We start from the raw sequence: 17470 nt of genomic DNA on the forward strand, positions 1-17470 counted from the left end.
TGCCAGAAATCGGCTAGGGTCCTCCCATGGGCAACCGCGAGGACCTCCTGGCCGGCGCGAGGCGCTGCCTGCTGACCAAGGGCTACGCACGCACGACGGCGCGCGACGTCGCCACCGAGTCGGGCGTCAGCCTGGCCGCGATCGGCTACCACTTCGGCTCGAAGGACGAGCTGCTGCGCGCGGCGCTGCGCCAGGCGATCGAGGAGTGGGGCGGGGAGATCGCCGCGATCCTGGCCGCCGAGACCGGCCGCGGACTGTCCGGCGCCGAGCGCTTCGAGGCGACCTGGGCGCGGGTGCTGGAGTCGTTCGCGCGGACCCGCCCGCTGTGGGCGATCCAGTTCGAGGTGATCGCGCAGATCGAGCGGACCCCGGAGCTGCGCGACGCCTTCCCGGAGGCGAACCGGGAGGCGCGGCTCGGGCTGGCCGAGCTGTTCGGCGCCGGCGCGGCGGAGCTCGGGGAGCGGCGCGCCGAGCTGGTCGGCGCCTGCTACCAGGCGCTGCTGGCGGGTCTGGCGGCGCAGGCGCTGGTCGACCCGGGCGGCGTGCCGGCCGCGTCCGACCTGCTGGAGGCGGTGCGCGCGATCGCCGCCGGGATTATGTAGAACGGAATTCTTCGTTCCCCTAATATGGACGGCATGGAGACCACGACGCCGGCGCCGATGAGCGGCCGCAAGGCCCAGGCGGCGCGCAACGACGAACTCATCCGGGAGGCGGCCCGGGCGGTTTTCACCGCCGACCCGGGCGCCCCCATCGCGGCCGTCGCCGAGCACGCGGGGGTGGGCATCAGCGCCCTCTACCGCCGCTACAAGAGCAAGGAGGACCTGCTCCAGAAGCTCGCCGACGACGGCATGGACCGCTACCTCGCCGAGGTCGAGGCGGCGCTCGCCGACCACGGCGACCCGTGGGAGGCGTTCGCCGCGTTCATGCGCCGCTGCCTGGACATCGGCGCAGGCTCCCTGACGATGCGGCTCGCGGGCGGCTTCCCGGTCACCCAGGCGATGAGCGACAAGGGTCGCGAGATCCACCTCGCCACGATGCGGCTGCTGGAGCGCACGAAGGAGGCCGGGGCGCTCCGCCGCGAGGTCGAGGTCGGCGACATCTCGGTGATCCTGGAGTACCTGCACGGCATCCGGATCGGCGACGACGACCGGATGAACCGGCTGCAGCACCGCTACCTGTCCCTGATGCTCGACTCGCTCCGCCTGGCCGAGGCCGGGGAACTCCCCGGACCGGCCCCCACCTGGCAGGAACTCCGAGGACGCTATGACGGCCGATAGGCTCGACGGCCGCGCGCTCAACCGGGCGCTGCTGGACCGGCAGCTCCTGCTGCGGCGGCACGACATGACCGCCGTCGAGGCGGTCGAGCACCTCGTCGGGATGCAGTCGCAGGCCCCGAACCCGCCGCACGTCGGCCTCTGGAGCAGGCTCGAAGGGTTCGGCTTCGACGACCTCGCGGCGCCGATGACCGACCGGCGCGTCCTGCGGATCGTGCTGATGCGCGGGACGCTGCACCTGGTCAGCGCCCGCGACGCGCTGATGCTGCGGCCGCTGATCGAAGTGGTCCTCGACGGCCACCTCAGGAGCCCGCGCGCCGCCGGCCTCGCCGCCCTCGACCTCCCCGCCGCCGTCGCCTACGCGCGGAAGATCCTCGAGGACGAGCCGCGCTCGGACAAGGAACTGCGCGCCGCCCTCGGCGAACGCTGGCCGGACGCGGACGCCGCGCTGCTCGTCTGGGCCGTCCGCCTCTCCCTGCCGCTGGTGCAGGTCCCGCCGCGCGGCATCTGGGGCGCGTCCGGGGTCGCCCGGCACACGACGCTGGAGACGTGGCTGCACGGCCACGACGTCCCGGAGCCGTCCGTGGAGGAGATGGTGCTGCGCTACCTCGGCGCGTTCGGGCCGGCGACCGTCCAGGACGTCCAGCAATGGTCGGGCCTGACCCGGCTGGGCGAGGTGGTCGAGCGGCTCCTGCCCCGCCTGCGGGTCTTCCGGGACGAGGACGGCCGCGCGCTGTACGACCTGCCGGACGCGCCGCGTCCCGGCCCGGACGCGCCGGCGCCCGTCCGGTTCGTCCCCGACTTCGACAACCTGCTGCTCTCGCACGCCGACCGGTCCCGGATCATCAGTGCGGAGCACCGCCGCCGGGTCTTCACCGTCAACGGCATCATCCGCGCCACCTACCTGGTGGACGGGTTCGTGCACGGGATATGGAAGATCGAGAAGGAGCGCGGCGAGGTGACGCTGCGGATCTCCCCGTTCGCCCCCGTCCCGGGCCGCGAGCGGGACGCGCTGGCCGAGGAGGGGGCACGCCTGCTCAGCGCCGCGTACCCGGACGCGAAGGCGCGCCGCGTCGAATTCGAGAGGCCGGGCTGAGGGCGGCGCCCGGGGTCAGCCGCACCTCGCGGTGCCCCGGGTCAGCGGCGCCCCGGGTCAGCCGCGCCCCTTCGCGCAGGGTGCCTCGCGGTTCGGGTCGAGCGACTCCAGCAGCGTGCGCAGCGCCTGCTGGAACTGCAGCATCTGCTCGCGGGTCAGCGGGTCGAACAGGTTCCGGCGGACCTCGGCGACATGGCCCGGGGCGGCCTTCTCCAGTGCGGTGAACCCCTCGTCGGTCAGCTCGGCGATCGTCGTCCGGCGGTCCGCGTCGTCCTTGGACCGGCGCACCCAGCCGGCCTCCTCCAGCCGGTTGACCGCGTGGGAGAGCCGGCTCGGGGACGAGTGGACGATCGTGGCCAGCTCCGTCATCGTCAGCGCGCGGCCGGGCGACTCCGACAGCATCGCCAGGATCATGTAGTAGGCGTGCGGCATGCCGGAGTCGTGCTGGAGCTGGCGGTCCAGGGCCTCGCTCAGCAGCCGCGAGGTCCACAGGAACGCGCGCCAGGTCTCCTGTTCCTCGTCGTCCAGCCACCGCGTGTCCGTCATGTCTTTATTTTACGTGATACTTGAAGCCTCAAGGCTTGAACGTTCAATCAATCTGGAGGTATGGTTCAAATCTGAACTTTTTATGGTCTTGATCTCTTGGGGGCGACATGACCCGGATGCCGGTGCTCTACCTCAGCCACGGCGCGCCGCCGCTGGCCGACGACGCCGTCTGGACCGCCGAACTCGCCCGCTGGTCGGCCGACCTGCCGAAGCCCGCGGCGATCCTGATGGTGTCCGCGCACTGGGAGGAGGCGCCGCTGTCGATCGGCGCGACCCGTCCCGTGCCGCTCGTCTACGACTTCTGGGGCTTCCCGGAGCACTACTACCAGGTGCGCTACGCCGCGCCCGGTGCTCCGGAACTTGCCGCTGACGTGCGCAAACTCATTCCCGGCGTGCACCAGGACGAGCAGCGCGGCCTCGACCACGGCGCGTACGTCCCGCTCGTGGAGATGTACCCGGACGCGGACGTGCCGGTGCTGCAGATGTCCATGCCGACGCTGGACCCCGAGCGGCTCTTCGAGATCGGCCGGACGCTCGCGCCCCTGCGGGACCAGGGCGTCCTGATCGTCGGCAGCGGCTTCACCACGCACAACCTGCGCGAGATGAGCCCCGCCCCGGACGCGCCGGCGCCCGCCTGGTCGGCCGAGTTCGCCGAGTGGACGGGCCGCGCCGTCGAGGGCGGCGACATCGACGCGCTCCTCGACTTCCGCGCCAAGGCGCCCGCCGCGCGCATCGCCCACCCGCGCACCGAGCACTTCGCACCGCTGTTCGTGGCGCTCGGCGCCGACGCCGACGCCGCGTCCGGGCGCCGCTCCGTCATCGACGGCTACTGGTTCGGGATGGCGAAGCGCTCGTTCCAGTTCGGCTGAGCGCGCAGCGGAGAAGCCCCGGCGGCGATGTCACGTTCCGCCGGGGCCCTACCTGCTCACTTCATGTCGGCGAAACCGGTGCGCCACGACGGCGTCCGCGGCTTCCAGCCGAGGCCGAGCGCTTTGGCGTTCGACACCGGACGGCCCGTCATGGCGGCGTGCTTGCCCGCGTTGCCGGGCGTCGGGGCGCCCAGGGCCGCGCTGTAGACCGGCAGCCACTCCGCCGTCGTCGCCGGCTCGTCGTCGACGACGTTGACCGGCCCGGCCGGCCAGTCCAGCGCGGCGAGCGCCGCCGCGGCGGCGTCGTCGGCGTGCACGAACGACGTCCACGCGGGCGCCAGCCGCAGGCTGCCCGCCTTCACCCGCTGCGCGATCGCGCCGTCGGGCGCGTACCAGGTGCCGGGGCCGTACAGCGCCCCGTACCGCAGCACCACGCCGCGCGGCATCTCGGCCACCGCGTTCTCCAGCGCGGCGATACCCGCGAAGGGCGGGAGCGAGGGGTCCAGCGGATCGGTCTCGGCCGCGGGCGTGTCGCCCGGCAGGTACAGCCAGGCGATGCTCTGCGCGACCATGGTCTCGACCCCGGCCGCCTTCGCGGCGTCGACCAGGTTGCGGGTGCCCTCGACGCGCAGCCGCGAGTTGGCCTCGAAGTCCTCACCGGTCAGGTCGGTGAGCTGGTGAACGACCGCGTCGGGCCGCGCCTCGGCGACGGCCTCGCGGACGGCCGCGGCGTCCATGACGTCCACGACGACCGGCGCGGCGCCGAGCGCGGCGATGGAGCCGGTGCGCTCCGGGCGGCGTGTCGTCCCTGCGACCTCGTGGCCCGCCTGGACGAGCAGCGGGATCAGCCGGCGGCCGATGACTCCGGTCGCTCCGGCGAGGAAGATCTTCAAGGGGGTAACCTCCACGACTGTCACGCCTTTGTGGTCGTTCGACGGCAGGATAGGCAGGAGTCCTGATCCAGGTCACGCGCGGCCCCGGCGCGGGCCGCCCCCCGTGGCCGCCGGACGACGGGCGGACGAGCCGCACCGCCCCGTGGAGGCCCGTCCGCCACGAGGGTACCGCCGGAGACCGCCCGTGTGCGTTTCGTGCCCGGCCTGGGGACAATTCTGTGCATGCACATCACTCTCGTCCGGGGCGATATCACCGAGCAGGACGTCGACGCCGTGGTGAACGCGGCGAACTCCTCGCTCCTCGGGGGCGGCGGGGTCGACGGGGCGATCCATCGCAGGGGCGGCCCGGAGATCCTGGACGAGTGCCGCAGACTGCGCGCCTCGCACTACGGCGGCGGGCTGCCGACCGGGCGGGCGGTGGCGACGACGGCGGGCCGGCTGCCCGCCCGCTGGGTGATCCACACCGTCGGCCCGGTCCACTCCGCGTCCGAGGACCGCTCGGGCCTGCTGGCCTCCTGCTACCGCGAGTCGCTGCGGGTCGCCGACGAACTCGGCGCCGCCTCGGTCGCGTTCCCGGCCGTGTCGGCGGGGATCTACGGCTGGCCGATGGACGACGCCGCCCGGATCGCGGTGGGCGCGGTGCGGGCGGCGCAGACCAAGGTGGCGGACGTGCGGTTCGTGCTGTTCGGCGAGGACGCCTACGCCGCGTTCGAGCGCGCCGCCGGCGTGCCCTAGCCCTCTTCCTTTGGCGGCGGGACGACCAGCACGGGCCGGCCGGCGTGGTGCAGCACCCGGGTCGACACGCTGCCGAGGATCATCGACCGGGCACCGGCCAGGCCTCGCGAACCCGTCACGACCAGCGAGGCGTCCAGTTCCTCCGCGACGTCGACGATCGCCGCCCACACCGGGCCGCCGCCGCGTTCGGCGCGCGGCGTCACCTGCGTCGCACCGGCGGCCTCGGCGAGTTCGGCGCCCTTGCGGGCGAGCACCTCGGCCTGCTTCTCCTCCTCGAACCTGCCGTCGTCGCCCTGCTCGACGGCGACCGGGACGCCGGCGGCGAGCGGCATCCAGGTGATCTGCGTCAGCAGCGGCTCCCAGACGCTCAGGATCACGATCGGCTCCGGGCTCAAATGCCGGGCCGCGTATTCGATCGCCGTCTTGGCGTCGTCAGAACCGTCAAATGCAATGAGAACTGTCATGCCGTGGATATGTCCAAGATCAGCTCGCGCCGAACCCGTGCCGCTCCGGCAGTGGCCAAGCTCTCACCCGGCCGCCGGCGGCCGCCCGGCGCCGGGCGGCCCCGCGAACGCCTGCGCCACGTCCAGCCACCGGTCGGCGTCCGCGCCCGTCGCGACGACCGCGAGGTCGGCGCGGTTGCGCCGCTGCGTGGCCAGCAGGCAGAAGTCCAGCGCGGGCCCGGTGACGGTCTGCGCCGCGCCGTCCGGCCCCCACGTCCACTTCTCGCCGTCCGGGCCGGTCAGTTCGACGCGGAACTCCCCGGCGGGCGGCTCCAGGCCCCGGTTCCGGAACGCGAAGTCGCGGGCCCGGACGCCGATGTGCGCCACGTGCCGGAGCCGGGCCGTCGGCTCGCGCCGGACGCCGAGCGCGTCCGCGACGTCCTCGCCGTGCGCCCACGTCTCCATCAGCCGCGCCGTCGCCATGGACGGCACGCTCATCGGCGGCCCGAACCACGGCAGCCGCGTGCCCGGCGGGACCTCGGCGAGCGCCTCGACCATGCCGCGGCGCGTGTCCCGCCACCAGGCCAGCAAGTGGACGGGTTCGCGGGCCGCGCCCTCGCGCGCGCCCCGCTCGACATAGCCGCCGGGGTCCGCGGCGGCCTGTTCGAGGTGGTGGGCGAACGTGTCGGCGTCGGTGGCCGCGTCGACGGCCTGCCCGTCGGTCCAGGCGAGGTGGGCGATCTGGTGCGCGATGGTCCAGCCCTCGGCGGGGGTCGGGTCGGCCCAGCGCGCGGCGGGCAGCGGCGCCACCAGGGCGTCGAGGGAGTCGCCTTCGGCGGCGAGGTCGGCGAGCAGGCTGTGCAGATCCGGCATCCGACCAGGATTCCGTGCCGGGCGCCGTCCCGTACAGCCCCGGACAGAACGCGGTTCAGTCCAGGGCGTCCGCGAGCGCGCGGGCGGCGGCGTAGTCGGCCTTGCCGTTGGGCAGCCGCAGCGACGCGTCCGTCCGGGCGAACGCCTTGGGGATCTTGTAGCGGGCCAGGTGCGCGGCGCATCCCGCGCGCAGCGCGTCGTCGTCCGGGGCCGCCGCCGGGCGCACCACCGCGACGATCTCGCTGCCCCAGCGCTCGCTCGGACGGCCCACGACCAGCGCGTCCTCGACCCCGGGTAGGCCGCGCAGCACGCCCTCGACCTCCTCGGCGAACACCTTCTCGCCGCCGGTGTTGATCGTGGTCGCCTCCCGGCCGTGCACCTCGACGGTGCCGTCGGCGAGATGGCGGGCCCGGTCGCCCGGGATCACGAGCCGGTCGCCGCCGATCGTCAGGAACGTCGCGGCGGTCTTGCCCGGGTCGCCGAGGTAGCCGAGCGGGACCGCGTCGCCGCCCTTGGCCAGCCAGCCCAGCTCGTCCTCGCCGGGCGCGAGCTTGCGGGTCCGGTCGGCGCTCACGACCGCGCCGCCCGGCGCCATCGCGAACGTGCGCGCGTCCGCGCCCGCACGGGTCACCGCGAAGCCGCTCTCCGACGAGCCGAGGACGTCGACGATCCGCGCGCCCGGGATCAGCTCCAGCAGCCGGCGCTTCACCTCCGGGCTCACCGCCGCCGCCGAGTTGACCAGCGAGCGGAGGGAGCCGAGGTCGTGCGGGCGGCGCTCCAGCGCGTCCGCGATCGGGCGGGCGAACGCGTCGCCGACCAGCGGCATCCGGGTGGCCCGCTCGCGCTCCGCGGTCGCCATCAGGTCGGCGGCGTCCAGGCCGTCCACCCGGTCGGGGAAGATCACGCAGCCGCCGCCGCACCACGCGCCGAGCGCCGACCAGGTGCCGGCGCCGTGCATCAGCGGCGGCCCGACGACGACCCGATGGTCACTGCGGACGGCCTTCGCGACCGCCTCGTCCAGGTCGTCGAGGGGCGAGCCGTCGCGGCGGCGCATGCCGAGCGGCCCGATCATCAGGTCGCCGATCCGCCACAGCACGCCCTTGGGCAGCCCGGTCGTCCCGCCGGTGTAGAGGAGGTGCAGGTCGCCGGGCTGCGGGCGGACGCCGTCGAGCGGGTCGGCGGACGCCGCCGCGAGCGCCTCCTCGTAGTCGAGCGCCTCCGGCACCAGGTCGCCGCCGGACTCGTCCGCCACCTGGAGCAGCAGCGGCCGGGCGTCGAGCCGCTTGACGACCCGGGCGATCACGTCGGCGAACCGCGCGTGGTACATGATCGCGGCCGGGCGCGCGTCGCCGAACAGCTGCGCCAGCTCGTCGTCGACGTACCGGTAGTTGACGTTGAACGGGGCGACGCGGGCCTTGTGCGCGCCGACCAGTCCCTCGACGTACTCGGGGCCGTTGTGCAGGTAGAGCGCGAGGTGGTCGTGCGGCGACTCCCAGGGGCGGGCCGGGCGCTCGTCGCGGATCCCGAGCCCGTGCGCGTGCAGGACGCGCGCGAGCCGCCGGGTGCGCTCGGCCGTCTGGCTCCAGCTCAGCCGCCGGTCGCGCCAGACCATCGCCTCGCGGTCGGGGACGGCGGCGGCGACGGCCTCGTGCAGGGTCGCCAGGTCGAGCTGGGGCATGCGGGCTCTCCTCGGGGCCAGGGGGCGATCTCGGGAGGACCAGCGTAAACGACCGCTTACCGAATCCGGTTCGATTACCGGCATGTCGCGTCAAAGCCCGACAATCTGGAAGTGGTCGCATCGCAAAAGCCCGTGGGGGAGGTGACCCGCGGCACCACGGCCCCCAACCGCCTGCGCCGGATCGACGGCTGGATCGCCGCCACGCAGGCCGCCGCGCTGCGCACGGGCGAGCGCCCGCTGGCCGTCGACCTCGGCTACGGCGCGTCCCCCGTCACCACCTACGAGCTGCACACGCGCCTGCGCACCATCTCGCCCCGGCTGGAGGTCATCGGTGTCGAGATCGAGCCCGACCGCGTCGCCGCCGGCCACGCCTTCCTCGCGAGGACCGGCCCGCACGACGGGCTGTCGTTCCGGCGCGGCGGCTTCGAGGTGCCCGTGCCGCGCCGTCCCGTCCTGATCCGCGCCTTCAACGTGCTGCGGCAGTACGACGAGGCCGCGGCCTGGCACGCCTGGGACCGGCTCCGCGGGCGGCTCGCGCCCGGCGGCGTCCTGGTCGAGGGCACCTGCGACGAGATCGGCCGCCGCGCCGTCTGGGTCGCGCTCGCCCCGGACGGCCCGCGGACGATCACCTTCGCCGCCCACCTGCCGACCCTCGGCCGCCCCTCCGACCTGGCCGAACGCCTGCCCAAGACGCTGATCCACCGCAACGTGCCGGGCGAGCCCGTGCACGACCTGCTCGTGGCGTTCGACCGCTGCTGGGCGACGGCCGCCCCGCACTCGGCCTTCGGCCCGCGCGCCCGCTGGATCGAGGCGGTCCGCCTGCTGGCCCGCACCCGTCCCGTCCTCACCCGTCCGCCCTACGGCCCCCGCCGGCGCTGGCGCCAGGGCGAGGTCACCTTCCCGTGGGCGGCCGTCTCCCCTCGTTGATTCAGCTCTCGCGGTGGAGCCTGTGGGGGGCCGCCTGGACGCGGGGCTGGACGTCGATCCGGTCGATGTTGACGTGCGGCGGGCGCGTCACCGCCCATGCGACGCAGTCCGCGACGTCCTCGGCCACCAGCGGCTCCGGCACGCCCTCGTACGGCTTGGCGGCCCGCTCCTCGTCGCCGTGGAAGCGGACCAGCGAGAACTCCTCCGTCTTCACCAGCCCCGGCGCGACCTCCGTGACCCGGACCGGCTTCGCGACCAGCTCCAGCCGCATGACCTCGTTCACCGCGTAGGCGGCGAACTTCGCCGCGTTGTACCCGCCGCCGCCCTCGTACGGGACGTGCGCCGCGAGCGAGGTGATGTTCACCACGTGGCCCGCGCCGCTCTCGATCAGCTTCGGCAGCAGCGCCTTCGTCACCCGGACGAGCCCGAGCACGTTCGTGTCGTACATCGCGCGGTAGTCGTCCAGGTCGGCGGTCTCCACGGTGTCCAGGCCGAGCGCGCCGCCCGCGTTGTTCACGAGCACGTGGCAGCCGCCGACCGCCGCCGCGAGCGCGTCCACCGACTCCTGCGAGGTCACGTCCAGCTCGATCGGCACGATCTTGGCCGCGCCGGGGACCTCATCCGAGATCTCCTTGGTGAGCGCGTCGAGGCGCTCGCGGCGCCGCGCCGCCAGCACGACGTTGAAGCCCTCCGCCGCCAGCCGCCTGGCCGTGGCGGCCCCGATTCCGCTGCTTGCTCCGGTCACTACCGCGGTCTTACGCATGCCTCCAGCCTCCCAGGTGGGCACCTCCGGCGGCCCGGTGAGGTCGATCACTGTGGCGAGAAGTGACGATTGTCCACCTTCCTGAGGGAACAGGTAACGCGGCCGATAGGTTGCACTACCGGAGGTGGTGTCCGGTGTCGCGTCGTATCAACCGAGTTGCGACGGTCAGTGTTCATACTTCCCCCCTGGACCAACCCGGTACCGGCGACGCGGGCGGCATGAACGTCTACATCGTCGAGGTGGCGAAACGGCTCGCCGCCCGGGGCGTCGAGGTGGACATCTTCACCCGCGCCACCTGCCGCGCCCTGCCGCCCGTCGCCGAACTCGCCCCCGGCGTCCTCGTCCGGCACGTCGTCGCCGGCCCGTTCGAGGAGCTGGACAAGGGCGAGCTGCCCCGCCAGCTGTGCGGCTTCACCTCCGGAGTCCTGCGCGCCGAGGCGTCCTTCGAGCCCGGCCACTACGACCTCCTGCACACCCACTACTGGCTGTCCGGGCAGGCCGGATGGGCCGCCAAGCAGCGCTGGGGCGTCCCGCTCGTGCACTCGATGCACACGATGGCCAAGGTCAAGAACGCCGCGCTCGCCGATGGCGACAAGCCCGAGCCGGAGGAGCGCGTCCTCGGCGAGGAGCAGGTCGTCGCCTCCTCCGACCAGCTCGTCGCCAACACCCGCGAGGAGGCCGACGAGCTGATCGGCCTCTACGGCGCCGACCCCCGCCGCGTCGCCGTCGTCAGCCCCGGCGTCGACCTGTCGCTGTTCCGCCCCGAATCCCCGGTCCTCGCCCGCAGCACCGGCCTCCTCCCGCACCGCACCGGCCCCGCCCGCCGCCGCCTCGGCCTGCCCCGCGAGGCCTACGTCCTGCTCTTCGTCGGCCGGATCCAGCCCCTCAAGGCGCCCGACGTGCTGCTGCGCGCCGCCGCCCGCATGCTCGCCGACGACCCGGCGCTGCGCTCCAAGCTCGTCGTCGCCGTCGTCGGCGGCCCGAGCGGCTCCGGACGGAGCCGCCCCGAAGGCCTCCAGGCCCTCGCCGCCGAACTCGGCATCGCCGACGTCGTCCGGTTCGAGCCGCCCAGCCCGCAGGGGGACCTCGCCGACTGGTACCGCGCCGCCGACGTCACCGTCGTCCCGTCCCACAGCGAGTCGTTCGGCCTCGTCGCCGTCGAGTCGCAGGCCTGCGGGACGCCCGTCGTCGCGTCCCGCGTCGGCGGCCTGTGCACCGCCGTCGCCGACGGCGAGTCCGGCGTGCTGATCTCCGGGCACGACCCGGCCGACTACGCCGCCGTCCTGCACCGCCTGCACGCCGAGCCCGGCCGGCACAACCGCCTCGCCCGCGGCGCCGTCCGACACGCGCAGGACTTCGGCTGGGACGCCACCGTCGACCGCCTCCTGGACGTGTATACCGGTGCCATGTCGCTACCCGCCGTCCGCCTCGCCCCGCCGACGCTGTCTCCGCAACTGACGGCGGAGGTGACGGCATGAGCGGAAGCGAACCGGGGGGCGTGGGGGGGCGTCCCCCCTCGAAGGGAGCACGCATGAGCGGCACCGTCGAGACGATCCGGGAGGCGCTGAAGGCCGCCGAGCTCGAGTTCGACGAGCCGCGCGAGAACGCGTTCTTCGTCAAGCTGCCCGGCCAGCACAAGCTCGCCACCATGACCTGGCTGATCGTCGGGGACCACAGCCTGCACGTCGAGGCGTTCTTCTGCCGCCGCCCCGACGAGAACCACGCCGAGTTCTACCGGTTCCTGCTGGAGAAGAACGGCCGCATGTACGGCGTCGCGTTCGCGCTGGACGACGTCGGCGACGTCCACCTCGTCGGCAAGGTGCCCCTCGAGTCCGTCAGCGCCGACGAGATCGACCGGCTGCTCGGCTGCGTCCTCACCTACTCCGACGAGAACTTCGACAAGGCACTGGAACGCGGCTTCAAGTCGTCCATCCAGCGCGAGTGGGATTGGCGCGTCAAGCGCGGCGAGAGCCTCGCCAACCTGCAGGCCTTCGCCTCCTTCGCCGACCCGGCCAATCGCGAGTAGATCCGACCGGGCCGATAGGCTCTGCACCATGGCGACCCTGGTATTGCTGCGGCACGGCGAAAGCGTCTGGAACGCGGAGGGACTGTTCACCGGCTGGGTGGACGTCGACCTTTCCACGAAGGGCGAGAGCGAGGCGACCCGCGGCGGCGACCTGCTGCTCGACGCCGACATCACCCCCGACGTGGTACATACCTCGCTGCTGAAGCGGGCCATCCGCACCGCCAACATCGCCCTGGACGTCGCGGACCTGCTGTGGATCCCCGTCAAGCGCTCGTGGCGGCTCAACGAGCGCCACTACGGCGCCCTCCAGGGCAAGAACAAGGCGCAGACGCGCGAGGAGTTCGGCGAAGAGCAGTTCATGACCTGGCGCCGCTCCTACGACACCCCGCCGCCGCCCATCAAGGACGACGACCCGCTGTCCCAGGTGAACGACCTGCGCTACGCGGAGCTGCCGTCCGAGCTGATCCCGCGCACGGAGTGCCTCGCCGACGTCGTCGACCGGCTGCTGCCGTACTGGTACGACTCGATCGTCCCCGACCTCGCCGTCGGCAAGACCGTGCTGGTCGCCGCGCACGGCAACTCGCTGCGCGCCCTGGTGAAGCACCTGGACGACATCTCCGACGAGCAGATCGTCGGCCTGAACATCCCCACCGGCATTCCGCTCGTCTACGAGCTGGACGACGACTTCGCCCCCCTCAAGCGCGGCGGCGAGTACCTCGACCCGGCCGCCGCCAAGGCCGCCATCGAGGCCGTCAAGAACCAGGGCGGCGGGAGCAAGAAGCCCGTCGCCCCCAAGAAGGACGAGCCGAAGAAGGACGCCCCGAAGACCAGGCGGGGCCGCAAGAAGTAGCTGCCGCGAGTGGACCGCCGGCGACGGCGGTCCCCTCGTTCGCCATGATCCACAGCGGTTACCGTGGCGGGATGGCATGCCGCATCACCGAGTTCGTCATCGACTGCCGGGACCCCGGGACCCTCGCCGACTTCTGGTGCCGGGTGCTCGACTACGCCGTCCTGGAGCGCGACGACAACGGCGACATCGAGATCGGGCCCGCCGGAACCGAGCGGGGCGGTTCCGGGCTGATTCTGGTCTTCAGCCGCAGCGACGAACCGAGGCGCGGCAAGCTGCCGCTGCATTTCGACGTGAACGCGACCGACCGCGACCAGGACGAGGAGCTCCAGCGCCTGTTCGACCTCGGCGCCCGGACGGCCGACGTGGGGCAGACGGGCGAAGAGTCCTGGCACGTCCTCGCCGACCCGGAGGGCAACGAGTTCTGCCTGCTGCGCCGGACGGTGGCGCCGGCGGCAGGCTGACCCTCACGACGCCGGGGACACGGCCGGACGGCGGATGGCCGGGGTCGTGGCGGCGACGGCGGCGACGGCGCAGAGGCACAGCAGGCCGCCGCTGACGGCGGCCGCGGCGCCCGAGGTGGCGTCCGCGACGAGGCCGGCGCGCAGGTTGCCGATGTCGGGACCGGCCCGGCCGACGATCTGCTCGGCCGCGCCGACCCGGCCGAGGAGCTCGCCCGGGGTGTGCGTCTGGACGACGGTGCCCCGCGACACCACGGCGACGGTGTCGGCGGCGCCCGCCACGACGAGGCAGGCCAGGCCCGTCCACGGGCCGGGGGACAGGCCGAACAGGGTGAGCGCCGCTCCCCACGCCGCGGATCCGGCGAGCATGACCAGGCCGGGGTGGGGGAGCCGGGTGAAGGCCCCGGAGAACAGGGACGCGGCGACGCCGCCGACGGCGATGGCGGTGAGGAAGAGCCCGAGCGTGCGCGGGTCGCCGCCGAACCGTTCCGCGTTGATCAGCGGGAACAGGCTGACCGGCATCGCGAGCACGGTGGCGGCCAGGTCGGTGAGCAGGGCGCCGCGGATCACCGGGGTCCGGACGAGGAACGCCAGGCCGTCCAGCACTCCGCGCAGGCCGGGACGTGCGGGCTCGTCGCCCATGGGCATCGGCGGCAGGCCGGACGCGCCGTACAGCGCGGCGGCGAAGGTGAGCGCGTCGACCAGGTAGCAGCCGCCGACGCCGAGGCCGGCCACGATCAGCCCGCCCAGCGCGGGCCCGACCAGCATGGCGCCCTGGAAGGCGATCCGCCGCAGCGCGAGCCCGGCGGCCACCTGGTCCTTCGGCAGCAGCCGGGGGACGAAGGTCCGTGAGGCGGGCGCGCCGCCGGCGGTGAAGCAGGACTGCGCCGCCACCACCCCGAGCACCCCGGCGGGCGGGAAGTGCCCGAGGAGGCCCTGAAGTGCGAGGACGAACGAGCACACTGTCTGCCCGCTGGTCGTGAGCAGGTAGAACCTCCGGCGGTCCACGCGGTCGACGAGCGATCCCGCGAAGAGCCCGAGCGCGATGAGCGGGACCGCCTGTGCCAGGCCGACCGCGCCGGTCCAGGCGGTGCTCCGCGTCGCCTGCCAGATCTGGAGCATCACGGCGACGAGCGTCATCTGTCCGCCGAACCCGGAGAGCGTCTGGCCGATCCACAGCCGCCTGAACTGCGGCGACTCCCGCAGCGGGACCACGTCGAGCAGGAGGCCCTTCATGCGGGGCTTACGGGGGTCGGTCACTGTGATCCTCCGAGGCAAGAATGCCAGGCTCGGGAACGCCCCTGCTCGCGCAGGCGTGGGCCCGCCGCCGGGCGACGGCGGGCCCACGCGAGTCAGGAAGCCGCGCCTTCGAGGTGCCGCTCCCGGTCGCGGGCCGGACGGCGGTCACGGCGCAGGATGTGGAGGGCGATGCCCAGGCCCGCGATGGTGAGGGCCGCGCCGACCAGGTACAGCGGGCGCGGCCCGGAGCCGTGGTCGATGACGGTGCCGCCGAGCCAGCCCGCGAACGCGGCGGCGACCTGGAAGCCCGAGGCGTTGACCGCGACGGCCAGCGTCGGCGCGGCGCCCGCGGCGGTCAGCACGCGGGTCTGCATGCCCGGGATGATCGCGAAGGCCAGCAGCCCGAGGACGAAGAGCAGCGGGACGGCGAGCGGCTGAACGCCGCCGGCCGCCCAGAACAGCACGAGGACGGCGGCCAGCACGGCGAGCAGGCCGGCCAGGGACGGCATCAGCGCCCGGTCCGCCAGCCGCCCGCCGAGGAAGTTGCCGGCGACCGCTCCCGCGCCGTAGACCAGCAGCAGGACGGGGACGGCGCCCTCGCCGAAGCCGCCGACCTCGGTGAGCAGCGGCGCGATGTAGGAGAAGACGGTCACCACGCCGACGTTGCCGACGGCGGTGAGGGCGATCGCGAGCCGCACGTCGCGTCCCGCGAAGACCCGCAGCTCGCCGCGCACCGATCCCGCCGCGGCGGGGATCGCGGGCACGAACCGCAGCACCATCAGCAGGCCGGCGGCGGTGACGGCGGCGACGGCGGCGAAGGCCGCGCGCCAGCCGAGGTGCTGGCCGACGAGGGTGCCGAGCGGGGTGCCGAGGACGATGCCGAGGTTCATGCCGAGGGCGACCTTCGCCACGGTGGAGGCCTGCCGGCCCTCGGCGGCGGTGGAGACGGCGGTGGCGACGGCGACGGCGAAGAACGTCGCGACGACGAGCCCGGCGGTGAACCGGGCGGCGAGCAGCGGCCCGTAGCCGGGCGCCACCGCGGAGCCGAGGTTGGCCAGCACCGAGACGGTGACCAGCCCGGCGATGAGGGGGCGGCGGGGCAGCCGCGCCGTCAGCACGGTGACGACCGGCCCGCCGACGATCATGCCGAGCGCGTACGCGGTGACCAGCCGGCCGGCGGCGGGCACCGGTACCGCGAGACCGGCGGCCACGTCGGGCAGGATGCCCGCGATCACGAACTCGCCGGTGGTCAGGCCGAACACCACCAGCATCAGGGACAGGACGGGAAGCGGCACGCGCCCTCCAGATAGTTCGAACTCGTATAGTTCGAACTATCATTATCATGACTCGAATCACGCGCGGTAGACTGCCGGGCATGGCGAAGGGGTCCGCTGCGGCGGGGGACGTCGAGATCGACCGGGACGTGTGCAAGCTCGTCCACCAGTTCGTGCAGCGGCTCGACGCGCATGTGCGCCGCGTCGCCGACGAGCTCGGCATGACCGCCTCGCAGGTCGTCGCGCTCCGCGAGCTGTCCGACCCGATCACCGCCCGGGAGCTGGCCGCGCGGATGGCGTGCGAGGCGTCCAACGCCACGTTCGTCCTCGACCGGCTCGAGGGGCAGGACCTGATCGAGCGCCGCCCGCACCCGACGGACCGGCGCGCCAAGCAGATCGTCCTCACCCCGGCGGGCGAGCGCGCCCGCGCCGGCGTCCTCGCGCGCCTCGAGACGCATTCGCCGCTCGCCCCGCTCAGCGGCGACCAGCAGGAGTCGTTCCGCGACCTGCTCCAGGCCCTGCTCGCCGACCGCTAGCACCCGGGACGCGATCAGGCGAGGGCGGCGAGGGTGTCCCTGAAGCGGTGGACGAGGGGGTTGGCGTCGCCCGCGCGCCAGACGAGGTAGAGGGTCGTGTTCGTGCCGGCGAGCGGGCGGGGCGTTACGCCGACGCGGCGCAGCGCGCGGTGCGAGTCGGGCATCACCGCGCCGCCGAAACCGGCCGCGACCAGGGCGAGGACCGTCTGCACGCTGCGCCCCCGCGCGCCGATCCGGGGGACCACCCCCGCCTGGTCGCAGAGCGCGAGGATCTCGTCGTGGGAGTGCGGTGACGCCTCGCGCGGCCACACGACCAGCGGGACCTGGCCGAGCGCCGCCAGCGGCGCCGGGCCGGGCGCGTGCGCGAGAGGGTGCGCGGACGGCAGGAACAGCGTGAGCGGCTGGTTCCACCACGGCCGGGTGGCGAGCCGCGCGTCGCGCGAGGGAAGCCGCTGCACGGCGATGTCGAACCGCCCGTCGAGCACGCCGTCCGACATCTCGGCGTCGTTGAAGCTCTCCTCCAGCCGCAGGTCGACGCGGGGAAGCTCGCGGCGGAGCCGGCCGAGCGCGGCGCCGAGCGGGCCGTTGATCCCGGATCCGGCGAACGTCACCGTCACGCGTCCGGCCAGTCCCTGCGCGGCGAGCCGGACGTCCTCCAGGGCCGCCTCGGCCTCGGCCAGGACCACCGAAGCCCGCTTCACCAGGGCTTTCCCGGCCGCGGTCGGGGTGAGTCCGCGCCCCTCGCGGAAGAACAGCTCCGTGCCCAGGCGGCGTTCCAGCTCTCGCAGCTGGCGGCTGAGGGTCGGCTGGGTCAGCCGGAGCCGGCGCGCCGCGCCGCTGACCGAGCCCTCCTCGGCGATCGCGACGACGTAGCCGAGCATCCGCAGATCCATCCATGCCTCCCAAGCATGGGAAGCATATCTGCGCATGCCTTCAAGGCAGCCATGGCGCTCATCCGCGACACGATCGAGTCATCCGAACGGAACGAAC

Annotated in this window: 20 protein-coding genes; 11 read left to right on the forward strand and 9 right to left on the reverse strand. The window is 73.8% G+C overall.

Annotated elements, in window-relative coordinates; all coding sequences use genetic code 11:
- The first annotated feature begins 26 nt into the window (after positions 1-26).
- From ACA514_RS16380 to ACA514_RS16390, 3 genes are read left to right on the forward strand one after another with little or no spacing between them, the layout of a single operon-like run.
- Positions 27-602 (forward strand): TetR/AcrR family transcriptional regulator, encoded by a 576-nt coding sequence (locus tag ACA514_RS16380; RefSeq protein ID WP_375041980.1) that lies wholly within the window; start codon positions 27-29, stop codon positions 600-602.
- A 33-nt stretch (positions 603-635) separates the two neighbouring features.
- Positions 636-1277: a TetR/AcrR family transcriptional regulator gene (locus ACA514_RS16385; RefSeq protein ID WP_375041981.1), complete on the forward strand. Its 642-nt coding sequence runs from the start codon at positions 636-638 to the stop codon at positions 1275-1277.
- A complete protein-coding gene (locus ACA514_RS16390) occupies positions 1264-2370 on the forward strand; it encodes a winged helix DNA-binding domain-containing protein (protein WP_375041982.1) in 1107 nt (368 codons plus the stop codon). Before ACA514_RS16385 ends, ACA514_RS16390 begins: the two co-directional genes overlap by 14 nt.
- 57 nt (positions 2371-2427) lie before the next feature.
- On the opposite strand, the gene ACA514_RS16395 is transcribed toward ACA514_RS16390, so the two are convergent.
- On the reverse strand, positions 2428-2916 hold the full coding sequence (locus ACA514_RS16395) for a MarR family transcriptional regulator (protein ID WP_344270538.1): 489 nt from the start codon (positions 2914-2916) through the stop codon (positions 2428-2430).
- 107 nt (positions 2917-3023) lie between these two features.
- On the opposite strand from ACA514_RS16395, the gene ACA514_RS16400 reads away from it, so the two are divergent.
- Complete coding sequence (locus tag ACA514_RS16400) at positions 3024-3785, forward strand: dioxygenase (RefSeq protein ID WP_375041983.1); 762 nt, start codon at positions 3024-3026, stop codon at positions 3783-3785.
- Positions 3786-3841: 56 nt separating this feature from the next.
- Here ACA514_RS16400 and ACA514_RS16405 read toward each other — a convergent pair whose 3' ends face one another.
- Positions 3842-4693, reverse strand: a complete 852-nt coding sequence (locus ACA514_RS16405) for an NAD-dependent epimerase/dehydratase family protein (protein ID WP_375041984.1) — start codon at positions 4691-4693, stop codon at positions 3842-3844.
- Between the two features lie 207 nt (positions 4694-4900).
- Here ACA514_RS16405 and ACA514_RS16410 point away from each other — a divergent pair, with 207 nt between their 5' ends.
- Complete coding sequence (locus ACA514_RS16410) at positions 4901-5413, forward strand: O-acetyl-ADP-ribose deacetylase (RefSeq protein WP_375041985.1); 513 nt, start codon at positions 4901-4903, stop codon at positions 5411-5413.
- Here the strand turns inward: ACA514_RS16410 and ACA514_RS16415 are convergent.
- The 3 genes from ACA514_RS16415 to ACA514_RS16425 form a co-directional block, all read right to left on the reverse strand.
- Entirely contained in the window at positions 5410-5877 is a 468-nt protein-coding gene (locus ACA514_RS16415; protein ID WP_375041986.1) for a universal stress protein, read from the reverse strand. The two genes, ACA514_RS16410 and ACA514_RS16415, sit on opposite strands and share 4 nt — an antisense overlap.
- 63 nt (positions 5878-5940) lie before the next feature.
- Complete coding sequence (locus tag ACA514_RS16420; RefSeq protein WP_375041987.1) at positions 5941-6729, reverse strand: TIGR03084 family metal-binding protein; 789 nt, start codon at positions 6727-6729, stop codon at positions 5941-5943.
- A 55-nt stretch (positions 6730-6784) separates the two neighbouring features.
- Complete coding sequence (locus ACA514_RS16425) at positions 6785-8407, reverse strand: AMP-binding protein (RefSeq protein ID WP_375041988.1); 1623 nt, start codon at positions 8405-8407, stop codon at positions 6785-6787.
- Positions 8408-8518: 111 nt separating this feature from the next.
- Here ACA514_RS16425 and ACA514_RS16430 point away from each other — a divergent pair, with 111 nt between their 5' ends.
- Positions 8519-9334 (forward strand): class I SAM-dependent methyltransferase, encoded by an 816-nt coding sequence (locus tag ACA514_RS16430; RefSeq protein ID WP_375041989.1) that lies wholly within the window; start codon positions 8519-8521, stop codon positions 9332-9334.
- A 1-nt stretch (position 9335) separates the two neighbouring features.
- Here the strand turns inward: ACA514_RS16430 and ACA514_RS16435 are convergent, their stop codons facing one another.
- Positions 9336-10097, reverse strand: coding sequence for an SDR family NAD(P)-dependent oxidoreductase (locus ACA514_RS16435; RefSeq protein WP_375041990.1), 762 nt, complete (start codon positions 10095-10097; stop codon positions 9336-9338).
- Positions 10098-10231: 134 nt separating this feature from the next.
- On the opposite strand from ACA514_RS16435, the gene mshA reads away from it, so the two are divergent.
- The 4 genes from mshA (at position 10232) to ACA514_RS16455 (ending at position 13434) form a co-directional block, all read left to right on the forward strand.
- A complete protein-coding gene (gene mshA / locus ACA514_RS16440) occupies positions 10232-11575 on the forward strand; it encodes a D-inositol-3-phosphate glycosyltransferase (RefSeq protein WP_375041991.1) in 1344 nt (447 codons plus the stop codon).
- A gap of 53 nt (positions 11576-11628) precedes the next feature.
- On the forward strand, positions 11629-12123 hold the full coding sequence (locus tag ACA514_RS16445; protein WP_375041992.1) for a YbjN domain-containing protein: 495 nt from the start codon (positions 11629-11631) through the stop codon (positions 12121-12123).
- Positions 12124-12151: 28 nt separating this feature from the next.
- Entirely contained in the window at positions 12152-12973 is an 822-nt protein-coding gene (locus tag ACA514_RS16450; protein WP_375041993.1) for a phosphoglyceromutase, read from the forward strand.
- A 71-nt stretch (positions 12974-13044) separates the two neighbouring features.
- On the forward strand, positions 13045-13434 hold the full coding sequence (locus ACA514_RS16455) for a VOC family protein (protein ID WP_375041994.1): 390 nt from the start codon (positions 13045-13047) through the stop codon (positions 13432-13434).
- 3 nt (positions 13435-13437) lie between these two features.
- Here ACA514_RS16455 and ACA514_RS16460 read toward each other — a convergent pair whose 3' ends face one another.
- Both ACA514_RS16460 and ACA514_RS16465 read right to left on the reverse strand, forming a co-directional pair.
- On the reverse strand, positions 13438-14691 hold the full coding sequence (locus ACA514_RS16460) for an MFS transporter (protein ID WP_375041995.1): 1254 nt from the start codon (positions 14689-14691) through the stop codon (positions 13438-13440).
- A 92-nt stretch (positions 14692-14783) separates the two neighbouring features.
- Positions 14784-15965: an MFS transporter gene (locus tag ACA514_RS16465; protein WP_375041996.1), complete on the reverse strand. Its 1182-nt coding sequence runs from the start codon at positions 15963-15965 to the stop codon at positions 14784-14786.
- An 80-nt stretch (positions 15966-16045) separates the two neighbouring features.
- Here ACA514_RS16465 and ACA514_RS16470 point away from each other — a divergent pair, with 80 nt between their 5' ends.
- Entirely contained in the window at positions 16046-16480 is a 435-nt protein-coding gene (locus ACA514_RS16470; protein WP_375041997.1) for a MarR family winged helix-turn-helix transcriptional regulator, read from the forward strand.
- Positions 16481-16494: 14 nt separating this feature from the next.
- Here the strand turns inward: ACA514_RS16470 and ACA514_RS16475 are convergent, their stop codons facing one another.
- Entirely contained in the window at positions 16495-17373 is an 879-nt protein-coding gene (locus tag ACA514_RS16475; RefSeq protein WP_375041998.1) for a LysR family transcriptional regulator, read from the reverse strand.
- Positions 17374-17470: the final 97 nt, after the last annotated feature.

Source organism: Actinomadura sp. NTSP31, from assembly GCF_041951385.1.
In the GTDB taxonomy this organism is placed as follows: Bacteria; Actinomycetota; Actinomycetes; order Streptosporangiales; family Streptosporangiaceae; genus Spirillospora; species Spirillospora napierensis.